The following is a 20,583-nucleotide window of genomic DNA, read 5'->3' as shown; positions in this document are numbered from 1 at the left end:
GTCCCTTTATGGAAAACTTATCAAGTTACATCCTTGCCATTCATCAGCCAGACGCGCGCTTCGCGATCACCAACGCTGTTTCTCATACCCGAATGGAAAAAGAGGCAGACATTGAAGTCGAAGAGCAGGAGACTGTTTACACCTTCGAGAACGGGGTTGTCATTCGCTACACCATTGAAAACAGCACAGAATTAACGGAGCAATCCTGTGATGAATGCTGGGTCACCTATGAAGTGCTCGACAACCTAAACCTGGTTTCGCCTAAACGCAAAACTTTTTATAACCGTTGTCAGGAAACATTCTGGCTGGAAACACATCAGCTGCGAGCTGCCCTGGACTAACCGCTTCCTTTCATGAGACCGGCATTGTACAGATGGGCTCATTATTGTCTGATGGAAACATAAAGTCCGATGGAAGCATAAAACCTGATGAAAGCAACGCGTCAGTATCAGACTCGGTGAGACAAACAGGATGTGACAGCCGGAAGGGTAACATCCGGTAGCAGGAGAGAAGACATGGAAGCGCTCGACGAACGAATATGGATCGCAGACGGCGGAACAGTGCCGTTTTTTACGCTTCCCTACTCCACTCGCATGACAGTAGTGAAGCTCGACGACGGCAGTCTCTGGATTCACAGCCCCATCAAGCTGTCCGCAGACCTGTATCAGGCTCTGAATGAGCTGGGAGACGTTCGATATCTGATTGCGCCCAACCATTTACATCACCTTTTCCTGGAGGAGTGGCAAACGGCTTTTCCTCAAGCCGACACCTATGGCACACAGGAAGTGATAGCAAAACGGCAGGATCTTTCTTTCACCGGAGAACTGGTCACCAAGGAAACGTACCCGTGGTCACAGGAAATCCACCAAGTGCTGTTTACCGGCTCCCCTGTCATGCAAGAGTGCGTGTTTTTTCACTCCCCCAGTCAAACCCTTATCGTTACCGACCTCATTGAAAACTTCTCACCAGACGCGTTTAATGCCTGGCAGCGAATACTGGCAAAAGGCACGGGTATTTTGGCCCCAAACGGTAAAATGCCCATCGACTGGCGGCTCAGTTTTATGTGTCGAAAACAGGAAGCCCGTGCTCATATGCTGCACATTCTGGCCTGGCAGCCGAAACGTATTGTCCTGGCCCACGGCGAGATCATCCTAGATAATGCCACCGCGTTTTTAAAACACTCTTTCAGCTGGTTAAAGGTGTAACGAGTTATTGTTAAGGCCCGCATTTACTCTTCTACCCTACAAAGCACAAAAGCGCCCGAAGGCGCTTTTTTACATGTTTCAAGCCGTTTGAATTGGCTGCCGACGTTTTACCGGCTACCGTCAAACGAGTCCAAAATCCACTGCGTGACCCTGCATCCGTTACAGCAGGCTGTCCGATTCCACAAAGTTCAGCTCGGTTTCCTTCATCGGATCCAGCGTGATTTCTTTACGTTGCCCTTGCGGATTCTCAATGATGATGTTTTCGTCATAATTCACCGGATCATCATCTTCGGCATTACAAGTGAATGCGACGGTGTAGTTACCGCCCGGCAGATAACCGAAGGCATAAGAACCATCCACATCAACGCTGGCCGACGCATATGGCATTACAGCGTTGTCAGGCAACGGACGGGCTGAATCGAAATACTCATCGTTAGGATCCATATTGTCGCTCAGCATGCTATCAGTATGACCATGCCCTTCGTACAGGTAAACGTAGTTACCGGACTCCGCCAGACATTCCCCCATAGAAAACAGGTTAACATCGACTTTACCCCACAAGGAAGCCGCCGCCTGATTATCAATAATAGTCACGCCATGTGGTTTCAGGTTAAAGCCGCTGTTGTTTGACTCGTTGCCACGTAACACCAGAGATTTGCGCAGATCAAATTCAATCGTGAAGCTCTGAACAGCTTCGGCATCAACTTCAAACCCACCCAGACGAAGCTTATTACTCGGAATTTTTAAATCATAGTGGCCATCGCCACCATCAACCCAGTTCATATTTCCTGGTTTGGTATGAATAATCAGCTCTTTGTAAGTACCAACCGGCAGTTCTTGAGAGGTAATAATCAGCTTAGAGTCTGTCCCCTGGTAATCCAAAAGATTCAACTGCTGGTAATCGTTGCCATCGCTGTCCGTGTCAACATCGATGAAATAGGACTGGCCATTTTCATGTTTGAGTTCTAGCTGGTCAAACGCGATAGTCACATCCCATAGCGAGTCAACCGGGGCATCTGAGACACTAAAAGACACTTTAGCGGTTGAACCCCCAGCCGCGGTCGCGCCATCGCCACCATCACTGCCACACGCTGAAAGCAGAAGGGCCGTTGCAAACACAGGTACTGTTTTGTAGATATTCATCAATCAATCTCCTTTTATGATGAAAGTCTAAAGGCTCTCTGTTTCCGTTTTCAAATACGCCAGATTGAATTAACAAACAAATGACACAATAAGTGATATCTCTGGCAAAAAATGCACATTGAAGAAAGCAACTGACTCACCGCTTATTCAACCAGCCGCAAAGACCAAAAGCGCATAATAAAATGCACTTGCCAACCTCATATTCGAGCAGTAACGTACCAGTGTTTCCTCTCATCTTTGGTTCATTATGAGCAACGTTTACCAGCCACTTTACGATAATCATTGCCCGCCCGGAGAAGTCTTCTTCGGCCATGAGGTGTTTTTACCTAACACATCAACGCCGAACCACAGCCATCCGTGGGGACAATTGCAGATCATCAACGGCGGCATTCTAGAACTAAAAGCTGAGAGCAAACGCTTTCTTTCACCTTCTCAGTATGCCGTTTGGGTGCCTGCGGGTATTCCGCATGAAAGCTACATGCGACGCAGCCTGAATTACTGCTCGATGAATATTTGTGAAGCTCTGTCAGCTCCCATGCCGTCATATACCTGCCTGCTGGAAGTCAGCCCGATTATGGAAGCCATTATTACCGATTTGAGCAACCGACGTATCCGAGTGCCGGAAACAGAACAAGACAAGCGCTTGGTGAGTGTGCTGTTAGATCAGGTTTATCAGGCGAAAGAACACGAGCAGTTTTTACCTACCAGTGACGATAAATTACTCCAACCCATTTTGAACGAACTGGAACGTCACCCGACCACGGATAAAAACCTGAAAGACTGGGCAGATGAGCTTCATACGACCGAACGCACTCTGGCTCGCCATTGCAAGGATAAATTGGGAATGAGTTTTACTGAGTGGCGTCAACGGCGCAAGTTTCTTTATTCGCTACAGCTATTACGCAAAGGGTTGTCTGTAAAAGAAATTGCACTGACGCTGGGCTATCATCAGGCCTCCCCTTTCATTACGCTTTTTAAGAAACATGCCCAATGCACACCGGAGCAGTACAGGCAAAAGTTCGCTCCGACAAAAGGATAATGTTGGCCGTTCCTGCTCTGATCCGACTACGTTCTTAACTGACTACGTTTTGAGCCGACAAAGTTCTAAAATGACAAAGCCCTAAGATGACAAAGCTCTATGTCAACTGAGCTCTGAGCTAGCAATATCTGAGCCAATCAGGTTCCTAACAGTCAGATTCCTAACAGATAGCGCTTTGGGCTGTAATAAAATGCCCCCCAGTGCGTGAACGGCAGTAAAGTAAACGAGGGATAAGACGACCTCAAAGCGCACACTCATCAAAAAGCATCCTCACCAACAGAACATCCCCACAAACGTTTTCTCGGGAAGTTTCAGCTTGTTTAAAGCTGCCACAACACAGACTGAATCGCGAAGTATCAACGTAATTATTCCAGACACTTATCAGAAACAAATAATACGTTCTGGGTACACAATTTCAATTTTCGACTAGGTTTAATAAACAGCGTTAAAGCTCTCCCTCTTTTAAAGGAGTTTTGATAATGAAACGATTCCTAGTGGCGACCTTGGTAACGGCTATATCAACAAGCCTTTACGCCGCCGACCCCAAGCCTGCAACAGACACTACAAAACAGGTTAATCAGTCGTTACTTGAGTCACTTCCGTTCAGTGATAAAAAGGATTTTGAGAATGCCCAAAAAGGCTTAATCGCCAAGCAAGATACAGTCACAATTAAAAATGACAAAGGTGATGTAGTCTGGGATTTAGAAGCCTACAAAAAATACATCAGTCTGGATAAACCTGCCCCGGACAGCGTCAATCCCAGTTTGTGGCGTAATGCCCAGCTCAACATGATTAATGGCCTGTTCGAAGTCACCGATGGCATTTATCAGGTTCGTGGCTACGACTTATCAAACATCACCTTCATTAAAGGCGAAACCGGGTGGATTGTGTTTGATCCCCTGATTTCTCAGGAAACCGCCAAAGCCGCACTCGATTTCGTCAATGAGCAACTCGGCGAGCGTCCGGTCGTTGCCGTCATTTACAGTCACAGTCATATCGACCACTTTGGCGGCGTGCGGGGTATCGTGAACGAAGAAGATGTCGCAGCCGGTAAAGTGCAGATTCTTGCCCCCGACCATTTCACTGAACATGCGGTATCAGAGAACGTTATCGCGGGTAATGCCATGGGGCGACGGGCGATTTACATGTACGGCGCATTGTTACCCCGTAACGAATTCGGTGGTGTCAACGGCGGTCTAGGGCAAACCACCTCAACCGGCCTCGCCACTCTGATAAAGCCCACTGATACCATCACCAAAACCGGAGATGAACGAACAATTGATGGCATCAAAATGGTATTCCAGTACACCCCGGGAACTGAAGCTCCCACCGAAATGAATACCTGGTTCCCAGATAAAAAAGCACTATGGATGGCAGAGAATACCACTAATACGATGCATAACATTCTGACGCTGCGTGGCGCGCAAGTTCGTGATGCCCTGATTTGGTCCTCATTCCTGAACGAAACCATCGAAAAGTGGGGCGATCAGGTTGAAGTCAAATTCCAGAGCCACCACTGGCCTATGTGGGGTAAGGAAGACATTGTTAACTACTTCAAAAAACAGCGCGACATGTACAAATATACCCATGATCAGACCGTACGACTGATGAACATGGGGTATATCGGTTCTGAAATTTCGGAAATGATCGCCTTCCCGGAATCATTAGACAAAAATTGGAGTACCCGGGGTTATTACGGCACGCTTCGCCACAACAGTCGCGCCGTGTATCAACGGTACATGGGCTGGTATAACGGTAATCCCTCTGATTTGAATAACCTGCCTCCTGCCGATGCGGCCAAAAAATACGTTGAATACATGGGAGGAGAAGACGCGGTCTTACAAAAAGCCCAAAGTGACTTTGATAAAGGTGAATACCGCTGGGTAGCCGAAGCGCTTAAACAGGTCGTGTTCGCCAACCCTGACAGTGAGAAAGGCAAAGCCTTATTGGCTGACACCTATGAACAGCTTGGTTATCAGGCTGAATCCGGCCCATGGCGCTCCGAATACCTACAAGGGGCCTTTGAGCTTCGCAACGGTGTTCCTAGCACCGGTGGGGTCGTTACCGCTTCACCAGACGTTATCAAAAACATGCCACCTACCATGCTGTTTGATTACCTGTCTGTGCGAATCAATCCGGAAAAAGCCGCCGGTAAAACATTCTCCATCAATATCGATTTCACCGATTTGAAAGAGAAATATACACTCAGTATGGAAAACTCAGTGCTGAACTATACCAGCAAAGTCGCAGATAAAGCCGATGCCAGCCTCACCCTGTCGAAGTCGACCCTGGATGATATTCAGCTAGGCAATATCACCCTCGAAAAAGCCATCGCAGATGGGGATGTTAAAGTGAACGGTGACAGCCAGGTATTCCAGGACTTTGTGGGCATGTTGGATAAGTTCGATTTCTGGTTCAACATTGTGACACCGTGAGAAATTCAATGACCAACCCATCTCTATTGGCAACAGAAGCGCGACAATGAAAACACTGACCGCAGTGCTTACTATCGCCTTACTGTCAGGAGCAGGCCAGACTCTGGCTTGCTCCTACGACGGGCAGATGAATAATCCGTTTACTCAAAGTTATCCGGGCTCACTAAACATAGCGCTCGCCACCCGTGCAGCGATTGAAAACGGTACACTGACTCCTCCTGAATCACTCCGCGGGCAACCAGGGCTGCGTCGGGCAAGCTGGTGGTTAAATTTATTGGCCAGAGAGCTGAGCGAACACTATTCAGCAGACATCTATGTCTATCTCGTTGATAGCCACCTTTGGTCCCGAGTCTCACCCGATCTTCGTCACCCGCAGATTCATAGTGACCCAGCGCCAACAGGCAGCCAGGTGCTACTGCTGAGTGAAGCGACGCTACATGAACTGGTGAACAACCGCCTCAGCTTATCGCAGGCTGTAGACATTGGCATCGCACAGTTTTCTCTTGGTGCCGGTAAGGTCTAAAGTTCAGAAAATTGCGTTTTCAGCCAATTCCGCAACGTCATCACACTCTCATGTTTCAGCTTGTCTGGTGAAGAGACAAAGTAAAATGCTTGATGAGGATTCAGCACTGGCTGACCCACCTGCACCAACATGCCATGCTTAATGTCATCCCTCACAAACTGTTTATGACTGATTAGCACTCCCAACCGCCGTATGGCCGCCTGCACGGCATGCACAGAAGCTGCAAACGTTAAGTTTTTCTGTTGCCGAGGAACCGCCATTCCTTTCTCGTCACACCAAACCTGCCAGTCGGCTTGGCGGCGGGGATTACTGACAAAAATCGCCGGATACGCTTTCAGCAAACGGGCCGCTATCACCCCACTCTCATCTTCAATCATCGTACTGACGCTGTTAATTTTCCCGTCGTCAATCCTAGATACAGCGTCAACCGCATTCAGATTTTCGAGTAACTGAGGGCTACACACCATGATCAGCTCATCATCCCCCAGCTTTTCACAATAATAATCGGGCCACTCGTCAGCCTTCCCATGCAACAACGCCACGTCAACACCTTCTTGTTCAAAATCAAAGATATGAGCAATGTTGGAGATACGAATATCAATATGCGGTGCATACGCCTGAAATTCAGTGACACGAGGGATCCACCAATGCAATGCCAGGGAATTCACCATGTTCAGCGTCAACCGGTTGCTGAGCGGCGAACGCGCAATTGACTCGCTGGCTTCCACAATCTGCATCAGGGCAGGCGCGACTTTACGATAATACCGCCGACCGTCCTGATTCAGCTCCACACGCCTGCCCACCCGCCGGAATAAGGTCACATTCAGTTGTGATTCCAGAGACTTTATGGCCTGGCTCACTGCCGAATGGCTGACATTCAGTACTTCAGCCGCTTCGGTCATGCTGCCGGTCTCCGCCACGGCAACAAACGCATAAATTGATTTTAGGGGTACGAGCTTTCTCATTGGTAAGTTTTTCTTACAAGTTTGGTTAATATTATTCGCTTTTTTCTCAGTAGCAAACTCCCTAGACTCAACCTTGTCAGGAAACAAACAATCATCCTCTAGTTCTGTACATTGCCATCAGAACATACTTTTTCTACCGCAATTTAGGAGCCTTTCTATGCCCAGCGACCTCAGACCTGTTCTATTTATGCTTGTCTCAACATTTAGCTTATCCGCCAGCGGAATGTTAGCCAAAGTATTAAGCGACGTTCTGAGCATTGAAATGCTGGCCTTTTTACGCTTTTTGCTTCCTGCAACTATCATGCTTGGCATGCTCACATTCACCGGCTGGGTGTTTCCAACCGGTCGAACTCTGAGACCTGTTATTATTCGGGCATTATGTATAGTTGGCAGTCAAATCTGCTTTCTTACTTCATTAAGCAAACTGTCACTGGTTGAAAGCATTGTGCTGTTCAGCACCGGACCTTTATTCATTCCGGTGTTAGAAAAGTTGATAGATAAAACCCCTTTTAATTCGCTGACGGTCTTTAATCTGGGATTAACCTTTGTGGGAGTCGTGTTACAGGCTGGCAGCCCAACGGGTATTGATCTTCGCCCTGAGCTGCTTTTTGGCCTGGCTGCGGGTCTGTTTAATGCCGCTTCGCAGGTTACGATGTTTCGGGGAGCTAAATCAGACCTGCCATCTGCGGCATTCAACGGTTGGTGCTTTATGCTGGCCGCCGTTATCCTGATGCCTGTGGCAGCGCTAAACATGATGCAATACGGTTTTCTTCCTGATGATACGGCAGCACAAGCGCTGACTTTCGCAAACCTGAACGTACCACAAACCACACTGGTACTGCTGCTCACCTTGGCTTGCAGCACGGTATCAACCCAAATGTTTCGCTCAAAGGCATACCGTTTAGCAAAAACCGGTTCGGAATTAGCACCGCTCATCTTCACGAACCTACTCTTTGCGGTCATCTGGCAGGTGTGGCTTTTTGATGAGTCGCTGGCTGCTCATAAAATATGGGGCATTAGCCTGATAGTTCTGGCGACACTGATCAACACCTTTGTCCCTCGCTGGCTGAATCAAGGCAAGGAAACCTCGCCAGCGCATTCTTAAATCAGTGTGGTTTTACATTTCCCCAGTATGCCAACGCTGGCATTGACAAAAACGGATTAGGAAAAGCTTCACATCACAAAGCCATATTTAACAGGCTATGTTTTCCAAAGCCACATACCCCAAAGATATGCGGCACTACAATTCACAAAAAAGGCGCTACGATAGACACGTAGCGCCCTGTGACCGGTCAAAGAATCACTCGATGCCAGTTTATTGACATGCGGTGACGCTGACAGAATAAAAAAGCCTGATTAGTTAGCGCATCAGCAACCGTGCTCCATCAAAAACTGGATCGATTCATCTTGCCGGTAATAACAAGGTTCTTGCGCGGCACGGAACAGCTTCATCGGTTTACCGTTCGCCGAGAAGTAACGCAGTGTACGACCGCTGACCTGCAACATCGTGCCTTCAGGGATACCTGCAACCACTTCGTGCGGGTTCACGACGAGAAACTCCTCGATTCGCTCATCACGGGTTTCACCCATGTGTCCTTCAATTGTCGCCTCAATATAGTGAGGATTTATCTGGAAAGGAACCAGGTTAAGCGAAGGCAGGATAGCCGCAGTGACAATCGGCATGTCATTCGTAGTTCGAATTGTCGGCGCGGCAATATTCGTTCCTGCACTCCAACCGATATACAGTTTATTGTGCATCAGAATTGCTTTTCGCAGGGGGCGTACCAAGCCAAGATCATGCAGCATTTTATTGAGTACCCAGGTATTACCACCGCTCACCAGAAAACCGTCTGCCTCTTCGATGGCTCGTACCGGATCACTCACAGTGTCAATGCTGGTGACGTCACATCCAAAACGGGCAAACGCTTCGCGCAACTGACTGGCTCGCTCATCATAACTGCTCCGAATCATTGCATACGGTATGAACAGCAGCTTTTTGGCTTTGGTCCGCTCCATCGCCGACTCAATCCATTCGTACCCGTATTCCAGTAGCTCCGTGTTGCCTGCTACCTTACCATTGCTAAACAGCATTATTTCCATGAATCATTCCTTCGCATTCGATTGAAAACCTCATGTACTGACAACCAACCTGGCTCTCTTCGGTTGTCGGTAAAGTCACACTTTCTTATTGAGCCGGCGATTTATCGCTTAAATGGTGGTTTGGTCAGAAATGGGTCTGGCACCATCGGCTCAAAGCGGTGCCAGTTTTATGCGGTTTTAAAAAATCGCCGTTAACTGTACATAGGCACCAGAACGACGGTACCTAAGATCACAGTTATCAGACCGCAAAATACAGGGACGGAGGTCCGTTTCACGACTTCAAACGGACTCACCTGCCCCATACCGGATGTCGCCACAATAACGCCAGATACCGGAGAAATGGTGCGTCCAAGGTTAGACGCCTGCAGCATAGGGATGATCAGGAATGCCGGACTGATACCCATCTTACCGGCCAGCATAGGTGCCAGCTCAACAAAAGCGTAAAATGGCGCGTTACCAGAACCGGTGGCAACCGCTGCAGCAACCGTCAGACCTGTCAGCAACATCATCAGAGCAAAGCCACCAGCCCCGGCAGATTCAGCCAAACCGATCAGGTTATCAATCGCGCCAATTGACATCAGACCCTGAGCAAAAACCCCGGCAGCGACCAGCAGCATGACAACCCCTTTAAAGGCATCTGCCATTCCCTGATAACATGACTCTAAATCTTCTAGCGTTTCCTTGCCCTTGAACCCTTTGGTTGCGAAATCAACCGCAGCACCAGCCACAATTGACATCACCACAATGGTATAAATATCCAACGTTAACCCCGGGATGGTTTCGCCGTTAAACACGAACACCCCGACAATCGGTAGAAAAGGCAGAAAAGCGTAATAAGCGGGTGCTTTCACGTCGATTTCGGAAAGATCAACTTTTTCCATGGCAATGTTTTCTTTCTGATCCAAATACTTGTTCCAGAAAAAAGCGGCAGCAGCCATCACTAAAATGGCACAAATAGATACCGGCAAAACAGTCTCGACCGCAAATACATGCAGCGGCAGCCCGGATTTTTCAGCGGCAACAATGACATCGCCTGACGTCGGGGAGAGAATAATCGCCGCCGGAGACGCACAGACAGCAACAGCGGCCGGGCGGGAAATACCCATCGCCGTCATCATCGGGAACAGGGTTGCCATCAGCAATACCCCAAGGCCCGTCGCTGAACTCACCGCCAACGACATCAGACAGGCAACAATGTAAGCAGCAACCAATAAAATATACGGGGATTTAACGACAGAAAGGGGTTTGGAAAACTGCTTCACCACAACATTGTTAGCGCCGATATGAGTCATGTACGAAGCAAACCCGCACAAAAGCATGATTTGCATACCCAGACCACCGCCACGGTTTTGCAGCATAAATTTGATATATTCCATTGAGTCAGTGACAAAATTGCCGGTTGACTTAATACTGTCGGGTAACACCTGATGACCGATAATGCCGGTCAGAAGCAGCAGTAATAACCCTGCAGTCAGCAGCACTCCGGCTGCTTTATATCCTTTAATAATGAAGTAGCCGACGACAAGTGTCACGGCAAGACCAATGAGTAACTCCAGCATAGTAATTCCTCTACATACGCGCACATTTGCGGGAAACCCGACAAAATAAAAATTCACCTCTTAATGGGTAGCATGGTTAATTTACTCAACATAAAAGCAAAACATCAGCACTAATAACCACCTTAATGATCTAAGACAGTTTTTAAGAACCAGCGTTAAATCACGGATAATGAAATGTGTCTGCATTGTTTATGCAGATGTGAATTTATTGGGGTGCAGTGGTTGATTTGCGTACTGGCTATCTTTCCCTTCTCACTCCAATCTCATTGCCATAACGTTTAATCGGTTAACCACGAAAAAGAAGATAGGGAAGGAAAAGAAGGAGGTAGAGATAGAGAAAGTAATGAAGGTGGACAAAGATTTTCTAAACACCGCCATAAGTTAATGTTTGGTCAAGACGAATCAAAGAGACACATTTTTTAAGCATGATATCGACCATCGACTTTCCCCGACAATTAAGGAAATATCATGTTAAAAAGGACTGCTATTACCCTGCTTGCATCAGGTTTGTTGTTTGGCTGTAACGACGACGATGCAACAGTCGACATCCCCAAGCAACCAGAGCAACCACAGATACCGGAAACACCGGAAACCCGCACAACTGATGTCACCATTATTTCGGCCAACCTCTGGCTGAGCCTGTCGCAGAATTTAAGTGGCGGCAGCGACTTTCATCGCGCAATTGAAGAGTTCAAACACGCCAATGCAGATATTTTATTGTTATCCGAGGCGTCAGGCATTACCGCCCGGATCGCAGAAGCACTGAACATGTATTACTGGCAAGGTTACGATGCCAATACTACCACTGGGATTGTGTCGCGCTATCCGATTAAATCCGTTCTGAATGCAGAAAAAAACACAGAGGCTGAGAACAATAACACCGGTGGCATCGGTGTCGTTGTTGACATCAATGGCCGTGATGTGGTCCTGTGGGTTAACCATCTCGACTACACCCATTACCACGTCTACGATGCGCGAGGCGGTGATGGTGTCACCTGGCAAGCCAGGAATAACTGCCAACCTCTCAGTGACAGCTCCGAACTTGAAGCGCTTAACCAACAAAGTCAGCGCCCGGCTCAGGCACAGTTTATGCTGAACCAGCTGACGCCATATCAGACCCAGCAGACGGCCACATTTATCGGTGGTGACTTCAACGAAGCATCAGGGTTAGACTGGACGGCCGACACCGCCAATATGTTTGATCACCGCGGTACCATTCATGATTTTCTGACCCACCGTTTAATTCGAAATGCCGGGTATGTTGATTCATACCGCGTTTTATACCCTAACCCGGTTACTCACCCGGGAATTACCTGGCCGTTTCATGCTGACGATTCATGGACTCGGGGAACTTCTTACCAAACTGAATGCGGGCGCGGGCTGGATGACAGGGATCGTATTGACTTCATCTATCATGCTCCGGTCGATGGTGTTGAACTCCTGAACGCATCTGTTATCGGGCCCCGCCCGACAACCTACTTCGACAGCCCACATGGCGAAGACAACACTTACACTTGGGGCGATCCACACTCTGGCCTGATGGTGAATGAGTTGGGCGAACCGACATACGGAGAACGTGATTTTGTCTCCGATCATCTGTGGTACAAGACCACTTACCGCCTGAAGACGACGTCTGAAGCACCGACCTCCACCAGTTTAGATCTCAACCCGGCATTCAGTGATGTCACTCTGGCCGCCGATGGCGACAATCTGGTGATCAGTTTCACTCTGGGCAACTGGCCACTGTGGGACGAGGCACTTGACTATCAACTGGTGATTGCCGGTGATTCCACCAGCTCACGTACTCTTGGTTGGCAAAATCAACCTCTTTCCAGCCAGCCTGACAACACCCGAATGACAGTGACCGTTCCCCCTGAAGTACTGGCGAAATTAAAACAGGAAGCCCCTCTTCATCATGGTCTTCAACTTCGCACGGTTGCCAGAATCCACGGCTGGTGGAAACAGTTTGCCGTTAAAACAATTTCTATTGAGGAAATCGAGCACGTTATCAACATCCCTGACGCTGCACCTTCTACTCAGTTAGCCATTGCCGATGCCGACCACCTTGATTCGGGCATGCCGATCACCCTACAGTGGCAAAACGGTACGACTCACCCGTCCCAATGGATCGCCATTTATCCTGAAGGTCAAGTCTCCGGAGCATCCTGGGGATGGGTATACGCAAGAGATGATTTATCACCGGCTGATTCGCTGTCACTCTGGCAGTCAGTGCCTGCGCAAGGCGTCACGGAGGGTAATACCCAGCTACCGAGTCTCGGTACGCTGCTCGCCCAGCGAGGGCATACCGCCCAATCCGGTGACCGCTTTCAGATCAGCCTGGTAGCAACGGACAGTATCAGTGATATACAAGCCTTCCAGATTGTCACGGTTAAATAGTGGCAGGAATCAGGGTAAATTAAATCACTGAGACAGTTTTCATTGAGCCTGCTACTCAAGTAAACCCAAATAAATCACACCGGTATTTATCCGGTGTGATTTTTTGTTCGCTGTCACTTCAGGCGATTTGTCTTACGATTTACCTTACAATGGCCTGTCATTCCAACACAGAGGACGGCTCGCCGTGACAGAATTCGAAAAAATGTGCAACGGACAAGACTTTGATCCCAGCTCGCCGGATATTGTCAGTATTCGGGACAATGCCTACCGACTCAAACAGCTAATAAATCAGTACCCCGGAGAAGCGCCTAGGGAATACCTGTCCGAGTTATTAGGCAGCATTGGCGAAGACAGCTTTATCACACCACCATTTTTGTGTGAGTTTGGCAAAACCATTCACATCGGCCATCACACCTTCCTCAACATGGGCGTCACTATGCTGGATAATGCTGAAATCCGAATCGGTGACAACGTTTTGATTGGCCCCAACGTACAGTTCTACACGCCAAGTCACTCACTGGATTACCGCAGCCGCCGAAAATGGGAAACCTTCAGCCGGCCCATCACGGTGGAAGATGATGTCTGGATCGGCGGTCAGGTGGTTATCTGCCAGGGAGTGACCATAGGAGCGCGTTCCGTTGTCGCAGCGAATTCAACCGTCACACACGATGTCCCGCCTGACACGCTGGTCGGTGGCTCGCCAGCCAAAGTCATACGAGCACTCCTTCCGGGAGAAAAGCCCTCCAGCGCGTAACGATTATTGGCTCTGACATCACAGGCTGACGACTGAACTTTTTGATTTCCCCACAGATTACCTATAGTTAATCAAAGACAATTATTGATTGGGGCTTGTAATGACCGTCGGCCTGTTTCTGTTTCAGAACGATCTTCGATTGCATGACAACGCAGCGCTAAAACTGGCTGCCGAAGACGTTGATCGTCTTATTTGTGTATATTGCCTGCCGCCTGATCGCGCCAATCAATACCCTTACACCATTCACCGCCCCGGTTACTACCGCACGCAGTTCCTGTTGCAATCGCTGGAAGATCTGTCGCAACAACTTGAGCGGCACAAACAACATCTGCACGTTTTACTTGAGCACCCACTGAATGTGCTTCCCACCCTGATCACCCGATACAACATCAGTAATGTGTATCGCAGTGAGCATACCGGTGTTTACGAGCGAAGAATCTGGCAAACCCTCAAAGGTCGCTACCCCTACATTCGTTTCACCGAAGTGGCCACGCATACTCTGTTTGATAAAACTGAGCTGCCCTTTCCGGTGACGGAGCTTCCTTCAACGTTTTCCCAGTTTCGTAAACTGGTGAGCGACACCGAGATCAACCCGCCGGTTGATACCATCAGTTACCTGCCTCCGCAACCCGGCATGGTCGCGCGGTTTGATGTGCTCAAACCTTTAATCAACCGACGGATGGCCTCCCTGTTTCGCGGCGGGGAAACTGAAGGGCTGTCTCACCTGAAAGGATATTTTCTGTCACGGGCGCCAGGCTCTTACAAAGAGACCCGCGACAGCCTGGACGGCTGGGATTCGTCGACCAAATTCTCGCCCTGGCTGGCTCTGGGTTGCTTATCGCCGAAAAAGATTGTGGCCCAGCTTGAATACTATGAACAAACCATCGAAAAAAACATGTCAACCGAGTGGATTTTGTTTGAGCTATTATGGCGGGAATATTTCCAGTGGTACGCCCATTGTCATGGCGTGAAGTTGTTCCAGTTCAAAGGCATTAAGCCTCATGGCCCGAAAACCGCTTTTTATCCCGAAAGATTTCGGCGCTGGTGCGAAGGCAACACGCCGTTTCCTCTGGTGAATGCCCTCATGAATCAACTCCGGCAAACCGGTTATATGTCCAATCGGGGACGCCAGATAGTCGCCAGCTGTCTGGTGAATGAACTGAGCCTCGACTGGCGCTACGGAGCCGGCTATTTTGAAGAGCACCTGCTTGATTATGACATCGCCTCAAACTGGGGGAACTGGCAGTATCTGGCGGGCGTCGGGGCCGATCCTAAGGGACCCCGCCATTTCAATATTGAAAAACAAACCGAGTTGTTTGATCCCGACGGGATCTTCATCCGTAAGTGGGGCGGCAACAATCACGATGGCAATATTGACTCTGTTGATGCTGCTGACTGGCCGGTCATTTAGCCTCACCGCGCTATAGGGCCATTCACTGAAAGGTTCAAAGGCTGAATAGCTGAATGGCTGAAAGCTCGCCCGCTTAAGGATTGACATGACAACACCGCATTACCAAACACTTCGTCTGATTTTGGGCGATCAGCTCAATGCCCGCCACAGTTGGTTCCAGACCAAAGACGAGACGGTTCTCTATCTGATTGCCGAGCTGCATCAGGAAACCGGGTATGTTACCCATCATATCCAGAAAGTCTGTGCATTCTTTGCAGCAATGCAAGCATTTGCCGGAGCCTTACAACGCGCCGGACATCAGGTTTGTCATCTTACGTTGGATGAAACAAAGGAGGATAACGATTTGCCGGATCTGTTATTGCGACTCATCAGGCAGCACAACATTTCCACGTTTGAATTTCAGCGACCTGATGAATATCGCCTCTATGATCAGCTACATACGTTTGCCGGGGAACTCAGTCAACTGGGTATCACCTGCCGGGAATACGACTCAGAGCATTTCCTGCTGCCATTTTCGGACATTGCTGATGCCTTTCCTCAGGGAAAATCCGTTCTGATGGAACACTTCTATCGTCGGATGCGCAAACGCTTCAATATTCTGATGGATGGCGACAGACCAATTGGTGGCAAATGGAATTATGATCAACAGAACCGCCAATCCCTGAAACCCCGTGACATCGAAGCGATACCGACCCCGATGGTCTTTCACAACCCGGTCACGGAGATACTCGCACGCCTGCAACGACATCAGGTGCGAACAATCGGCACCTGCGGCGATACACTGCTCTGGCCGGTAAATCGCCGTCAGGCCAAACAACTGCTGACCCACTTTTGTGAGGCCGGGCTGCCCTTTTTCGGCCGTTTTCAGGATGCGATGACAGAACAGTCACCCCACGCGTGGAGCCTGTATCACTCTCGGCTCTCTTTTGCCATGAATACCAAAATGTTACACCCGATGCAGGTCATTCGGGCCGCGCTGGAGGCCTTCGAGGCAAATAACGCCATTGATATCGCTCAGGCAGAGGGCTTTGTGCGCCAGATCCTCGGCTGGCGAGAATTTGTACGGGGAATTTACTGGGGCAATATGCCGGGTTACAAAACCCAAAATGCCCTGAATGCCCAGCGAAAACTACCGGATTTCTTCTGGACGGGTAATACACGCATGGCTTGCCTGCGCGCCGCTATCCGACAATCCCTGGATTTTGCTTACGCCCATCATATACAGCGCCTGATGGTGACCGGAAACTTCTGCCTACTGGCTGGCATTGAACCGGATGAGGTCGACAACTGGTATCTGGGCATATATGTGGATGCCATTGAATGGGTCGAAATGCCAAATACCCGTGGTATGACGCAATTTGCTGACAACGGTATTGTGGCCACAAAACCGTACGCTGCCAGCGGCAATTACATCAATAAAATGAGCGATCACTGCAAAAACTGTCACTACGATGTAAAAACCAAAACCGATAAAAACGCCTGTCCACTCAACAGTTTATACTGGTACTTTCTGGAACGGCACCAAAGCAGGCTTACCCGAAACCCAAGGGTCGGCATGATTTACCGCAGTTGGGACAATCGCAGTGAAGATGAACGGCAAGCCATTTTGCGCCATGCTGAACATCTGCTGGCTAATCTGGATGCACTGTAAGCCGACACGATAACCTCACTGTCTCCTGAGACAAAGCGCGATTGTTTCAACTCTGCTACTGGCAGCGAACTTTCCGTTTATACCAAAGCCGGCTTATATACTTATGGTTATTCGAAGTGTGAATATCAGATTGAATATGCGACCAATGCCCATGAAACCCGTCCTGATTTTCCTGGTCACTACGCTGGCAGGTTGCAGCACAATGTCAGATACTGCCAGGAAGACCGGGGAATACAGTATTTACGATTCAACCCAGAGCTTTATTGCCCTGACAGACACTCGACGTAACGGTGCAGTGGTGGATAAAGGGTTGTTTTATCCCAAAAACACCTACTCTTTTTCCTACCGATACTGTTCATCTGGTGAAGCCAGTGCAGCCAAGGATATCGCTGAATATCAAACGCTCGCCAAACGGGTGTGCGACGTCAACAACGGACAGCTCATTCATCAGGACACAGGTACCTGGTGCGTGGCCAGACCCAATACACACGATGAAAGACCCATTTTTTACGCGCGGATCTCCAGCACTGAGTTATGGGCAGATTTGTGTCTGGATGGCCCATTCGTGACGCTGAAACTGATTGAAAACACCACCGCACCAACACAGGAATGGTACGAGTCAGCCCAGGTGCTGGGTTATGAACCATACAGTGCAGTCCGTTTACTGGTGCCCCGTACCGAAGTCGCCACACCATTACAACAAACCCCCAGAGTAATGAATGCTTCTCACGCCTCAGGAGAAGAGAGTCAGTACATTTCGTCCAATGTCGGCACAACTGTCTGCCTCTATAGTCAGCAGCCATCTGAACTGAGCGGTTTCACCTATCGGGGTCAGGTTTACAGTGTAAAAGACGGGATGATAAAAGTGCTGGTACAGCAAAAACTGAAGGGAGACATTCGCAGTGCACCGGCAATGGAAAATGTTCCCTGGTATGACAAGGCCTATATCACAGCATCTGCCAATTCGTGGTTTGTCTGCACCTAAGCCTCAGTGAACTGCGGTTGTTACCAATAGCGGCGTAACCAAGTCAGGCATCAAACTGGCACTCAGGTGCAGCAATAACGATGTAAAACGGCCTTCTGTTTGACGGGTCAAATGCAATAAAAAAAGGCCTGTATTGACAGGCCTTCTCATGCTGGACGTATCACCGTTCAGCGTCTTCTCTTTTTGCGATAACCGCACCCGATTTTTAAACATGCGCTACATTACATCAGACGATCGGCCAGATAACTGTAGATTTGTGCATACATATCGGCACGGCTGTTATTATTGGACGCTCCGGCATGACCGCCTTCCATGTTTTCAAAGTAGATCACGTCATGTCCCTGAGATTGCATCAGTGCAACCATCTTACGGGCATGCGCCGGATGCACCCGATCATCACGGGTTGAAGTCGTAAAGAAGACTTTCGGGTATGACACGTCTTTCTCCACATTGTGATATGGCGAATATGTTCGGATATATTCCCACTCATTATCAATATCCGGGTTCCCGTATTCTGCCATCCAACTTGCACCAGCCAGCAGTTTGTTAAAACGTTTCATATCCAGCAACGGAACCTGACATACCACCGCGTTGTAAAGCGCCGGGCGACGAGTCACAGCAGCACCAACCAGAAGACCGCCATTACTGCCGCCCTGAATACCCAAATGCGCTGAAGAGGTGATTTTCCGGGCAATCAGATCTTCCGCAACCGCTTCAAAATCTTCATAAGCTTTATGGCGATTTTGTTTTAATGCGGCCAAATGCCAGCCAGGGCCATACTCACCGCCCCCACGGATATTCGCCAGCACATACACACCGCCTTTTTCCAACCAGTTTTTCCCGGTAAGTGCGCTGTAATAAGGGTTCAGACTAACTTCAAATCCGCCGTAGCCATACAACAGGGTCGGGTTTTTACCATTGAGAGCCAGAGATTTTTTGCGCACAACAAAGTACGGCACTTTCGTCCCGTCAGTCGATGTCGCAAAATGCTGTTCCACCAACATATCGCGGTTATCAAACTTCGCTGGCGTCGATTTCAGCGCCGTCACCTTATGGGTCACTGCATCCACCTGATAAATAGACGGCGGTGTCAGAAAACCTGAAAAATCGACAAAAAAGTCATCGTGTTCAGCCGACGTGTTGAATACCGACAAACTGCCGTTGTCTTTAATCTCAATCACTTTAGATTGCCAGGTTTTCTCTGGTGTCAACGAGAACACTTCCACCTGACTGACAACGTCCTTGAGCCAGCTCACAACCACATGATTGGCGGTAAAGTTAAGCCACTCGATGCTGGCGTGTTCAGTTGGCGTCGCCAGCACCTGAAATACTGGATTACCCTTAACCAACGCAGCAACGGGCGCATAAATAATACTCCCCTGCTTTAGCACCTGGCCTTGTTGTTGCAAATCGGTTTTTAGCTGAATAAACAGATCACCATTAAAATACCCCCCAATATCGCTGTCTTCAGGCAACGATAAGGGTTTTAACGTCCCGCTTTCCAACAGGAAGGTTTTATTGGTGTAAAAAGTGAGTCCTTCACGCACTAACGTAATGCGTTGCTGCTTGTCTCGCAGGATGTATGCGCCCACAGAAACAGACGATTGTTCGCCCTCATACAGTGTTTTCGCCTCTGACAGTGGCGTATCGCGCTTCCATAGCTTCAGTACTCGAGGATAACCGGAATCGGTCAGGCTACCTTCCCCAAAATCGGTGCCAACCAGCAGGTGATTTTCATCCAGCCAGGTGACACCACTTTTCGCTTCCGGCAGTTCAAATCCACCAGTGACAAATTGTTTAGTATCAAGGTCGAATTCGCGCTGAACCGTTGCATCAGCCCCACCTCGCGACAACGCCACCATACAACGTTTATAATCGGGTGCGTAGCAATCCAGTCCTTTGAAGACCCAATCCTGATTCTCTGCTTTTGCCAGGGCATCGACATCAATCACGGTTTCCCATTCAGGGTCGGCTTTACGGTAGGATTCCGGGCTGGTTCGACGATATACCCCTTTAACGTGAGTACCATCCTGCCAGAAGTTGTAATAGTAATTTCCGCGGCGGGTTGGATACGCAAGGCGATCCTGAGAATTCAGTATCGTCAGGCTATCCTGATAAAACTCATTATAAGAAGGCACTTTTTTCAGGTAGTCGATAGTCTTGTCGTTCTGGGCTTTTACCCACTCCAGAGCCTGCTTGCCTTCAACATCTTCAAGCCACAGAAACGGATCTGTTGACTCTACTGCCTGCGCTGCACCAGCCGTCACTGCCAATGCAGCCGCAGTGGCGGCTAATACTTTTTTATTCATGTCTGTCATAACATTCCATGCCATTCCTTATTGGGAAATAACACCCCTTATTTATTCCCTATTGGAAAATAATATACCCACCAGAATAATCTGTTACTTCATCTTAT

At 48.9% G+C, this 20,583-nt stretch carries 16 protein-coding genes; 11 read left to right on the top strand and 5 right to left on the bottom strand.

Annotated elements, in window-relative coordinates:
• Positions 1 to 8: 8 nt before the first annotated feature.
• Positions 9 to 341: a hypothetical protein gene (locus FH974_RS18190; RefSeq protein WP_047884623.1), complete on the top strand. Its 333-nt coding sequence runs from the start codon at positions 9 to 11 to the stop codon at positions 339 to 341.
• 174 nt (positions 342 to 515) lie between these two features.
• Positions 516 to 1,205 (top strand): DUF4336 domain-containing protein, encoded by a 690-nt coding sequence (locus FH974_RS18185; protein ID WP_047884624.1) that lies wholly within the window; start codon positions 516 to 518, stop codon positions 1,203 to 1,205.
• Positions 1,206 to 1,364: 159 nt separating this feature from the next.
• On the opposite strand, the gene FH974_RS18180 is transcribed toward FH974_RS18185, so the two are convergent.
• Positions 1,365 to 2,348: a DUF4382 domain-containing protein gene (locus FH974_RS18180; RefSeq protein WP_207104052.1), complete on the bottom strand. Its 984-nt coding sequence runs from the start codon at positions 2,346 to 2,348 to the stop codon at positions 1,365 to 1,367.
• A gap of 247 nt (positions 2,349 to 2,595) precedes the next feature.
• On the opposite strand from FH974_RS18180, the gene FH974_RS18175 reads away from it, so the two are divergent.
• From FH974_RS18175 to FH974_RS18165, 3 genes are all read left to right on the top strand, one after another.
• Entirely contained in the window at positions 2,596 to 3,387 is a 792-nt protein-coding gene (locus FH974_RS18175; RefSeq protein WP_047884626.1) for an AraC family transcriptional regulator, read from the top strand.
• 479 nt (positions 3,388 to 3,866) lie between these two features.
• On the top strand, positions 3,867 to 5,822 hold the full coding sequence (locus FH974_RS18170) for an alkyl/aryl-sulfatase (protein ID WP_047884627.1): 1,956 nt from the start codon (positions 3,867 to 3,869) through the stop codon (positions 5,820 to 5,822).
• Between the two features lie 46 nt (positions 5,823 to 5,868).
• A complete protein-coding gene (locus tag FH974_RS18165) occupies positions 5,869 to 6,345 on the top strand; it encodes a hypothetical protein (RefSeq protein ID WP_047884628.1) in 477 nt (158 codons plus the stop codon).
• On the opposite strand, the gene FH974_RS18160 is transcribed toward FH974_RS18165, so the two are convergent.
• Positions 6,342 to 7,310, bottom strand: coding sequence for a LysR family transcriptional regulator (locus tag FH974_RS18160; RefSeq protein WP_047884629.1), 969 nt, complete (start codon positions 7,308 to 7,310; stop codon positions 6,342 to 6,344). The two genes, FH974_RS18165 and FH974_RS18160, sit on opposite strands and share 4 nt — an antisense overlap.
• Positions 7,311 to 7,383: 73 nt before the next feature.
• Between FH974_RS18160 and FH974_RS18155 the strand changes: the two genes are divergently transcribed.
• Positions 7,384 to 8,415 (top strand): DMT family transporter, encoded by a 1,032-nt coding sequence (locus FH974_RS18155; protein ID WP_242551955.1) that lies wholly within the window; start codon positions 7,384 to 7,386, stop codon positions 8,413 to 8,415.
• Positions 8,416 to 8,678: 263 nt separating this feature from the next.
• Here the strand turns inward: FH974_RS18155 and pepE are convergent, their stop codons facing one another.
• A complete protein-coding gene (gene pepE / locus FH974_RS18150) occupies positions 8,679 to 9,410 on the bottom strand; it encodes a dipeptidase PepE (RefSeq protein WP_047884631.1) in 732 nt (243 codons plus the stop codon).
• Between the two features lie 191 nt (positions 9,411 to 9,601).
• Entirely contained in the window at positions 9,602 to 10,969 is a 1,368-nt protein-coding gene (gene dcuC / locus FH974_RS18145) for an anaerobic C4-dicarboxylate transporter DcuC (protein WP_047884632.1), read from the bottom strand.
• Positions 10,970 to 11,437: 468 nt separating this feature from the next.
• Here dcuC and FH974_RS18140 point away from each other — a divergent pair, with 468 nt between their 5' ends.
• From FH974_RS18140 to FH974_RS18120, 5 genes are all read left to right on the top strand, one after another.
• Positions 11,438 to 13,366 (top strand): endonuclease/exonuclease/phosphatase family protein, encoded by a 1,929-nt coding sequence (locus tag FH974_RS18140; RefSeq protein WP_047884633.1) that lies wholly within the window; start codon positions 11,438 to 11,440, stop codon positions 13,364 to 13,366.
• A 184-nt stretch (positions 13,367 to 13,550) separates the two neighbouring features.
• A complete protein-coding gene (locus tag FH974_RS18135; RefSeq protein ID WP_047884634.1) occupies positions 13,551 to 14,120 on the top strand; it encodes a sugar O-acetyltransferase in 570 nt (189 codons plus the stop codon).
• A 100-nt stretch (positions 14,121 to 14,220) separates the two neighbouring features.
• Complete coding sequence (locus FH974_RS18130) at positions 14,221 to 15,531, top strand: DASH family cryptochrome (protein WP_047884635.1); 1,311 nt, start codon at positions 14,221 to 14,223, stop codon at positions 15,529 to 15,531.
• Between the two features lie 85 nt (positions 15,532 to 15,616).
• The gene (locus tag FH974_RS18125; protein WP_047884636.1) at positions 15,617 to 17,182 is read left to right on the top strand and encodes a cryptochrome/photolyase family protein; all 1,566 of its coding nucleotides are present in this window, start codon (positions 15,617 to 15,619) and stop codon (positions 17,180 to 17,182) included.
• Positions 17,183 to 17,318: 136 nt separating this feature from the next.
• Complete coding sequence (locus tag FH974_RS18120) at positions 17,319 to 18,167, top strand: hypothetical protein (RefSeq protein ID WP_047884637.1); 849 nt, start codon at positions 17,319 to 17,321, stop codon at positions 18,165 to 18,167.
• 221 nt (positions 18,168 to 18,388) lie between these two features.
• On the opposite strand, the gene FH974_RS18115 is transcribed toward FH974_RS18120, so the two are convergent.
• Positions 18,389 to 20,485 (bottom strand): prolyl oligopeptidase family serine peptidase, encoded by a 2,097-nt coding sequence (locus FH974_RS18115; protein ID WP_207104051.1) that lies wholly within the window; start codon positions 20,483 to 20,485, stop codon positions 18,389 to 18,391.
• Positions 20,486 to 20,583: the final 98 nt, after the last annotated feature.

It is taken from the genome of Photobacterium ganghwense (genome assembly GCF_017329545.1).
Taxonomy (GTDB): Bacteria; Pseudomonadota; Gammaproteobacteria; order Enterobacterales; family Vibrionaceae; genus Photobacterium; species Photobacterium ganghwense.
Note: the sequence above shows the minus strand (reverse complement) of the source record. Positions and strands in the feature narration are given on the sequence as shown.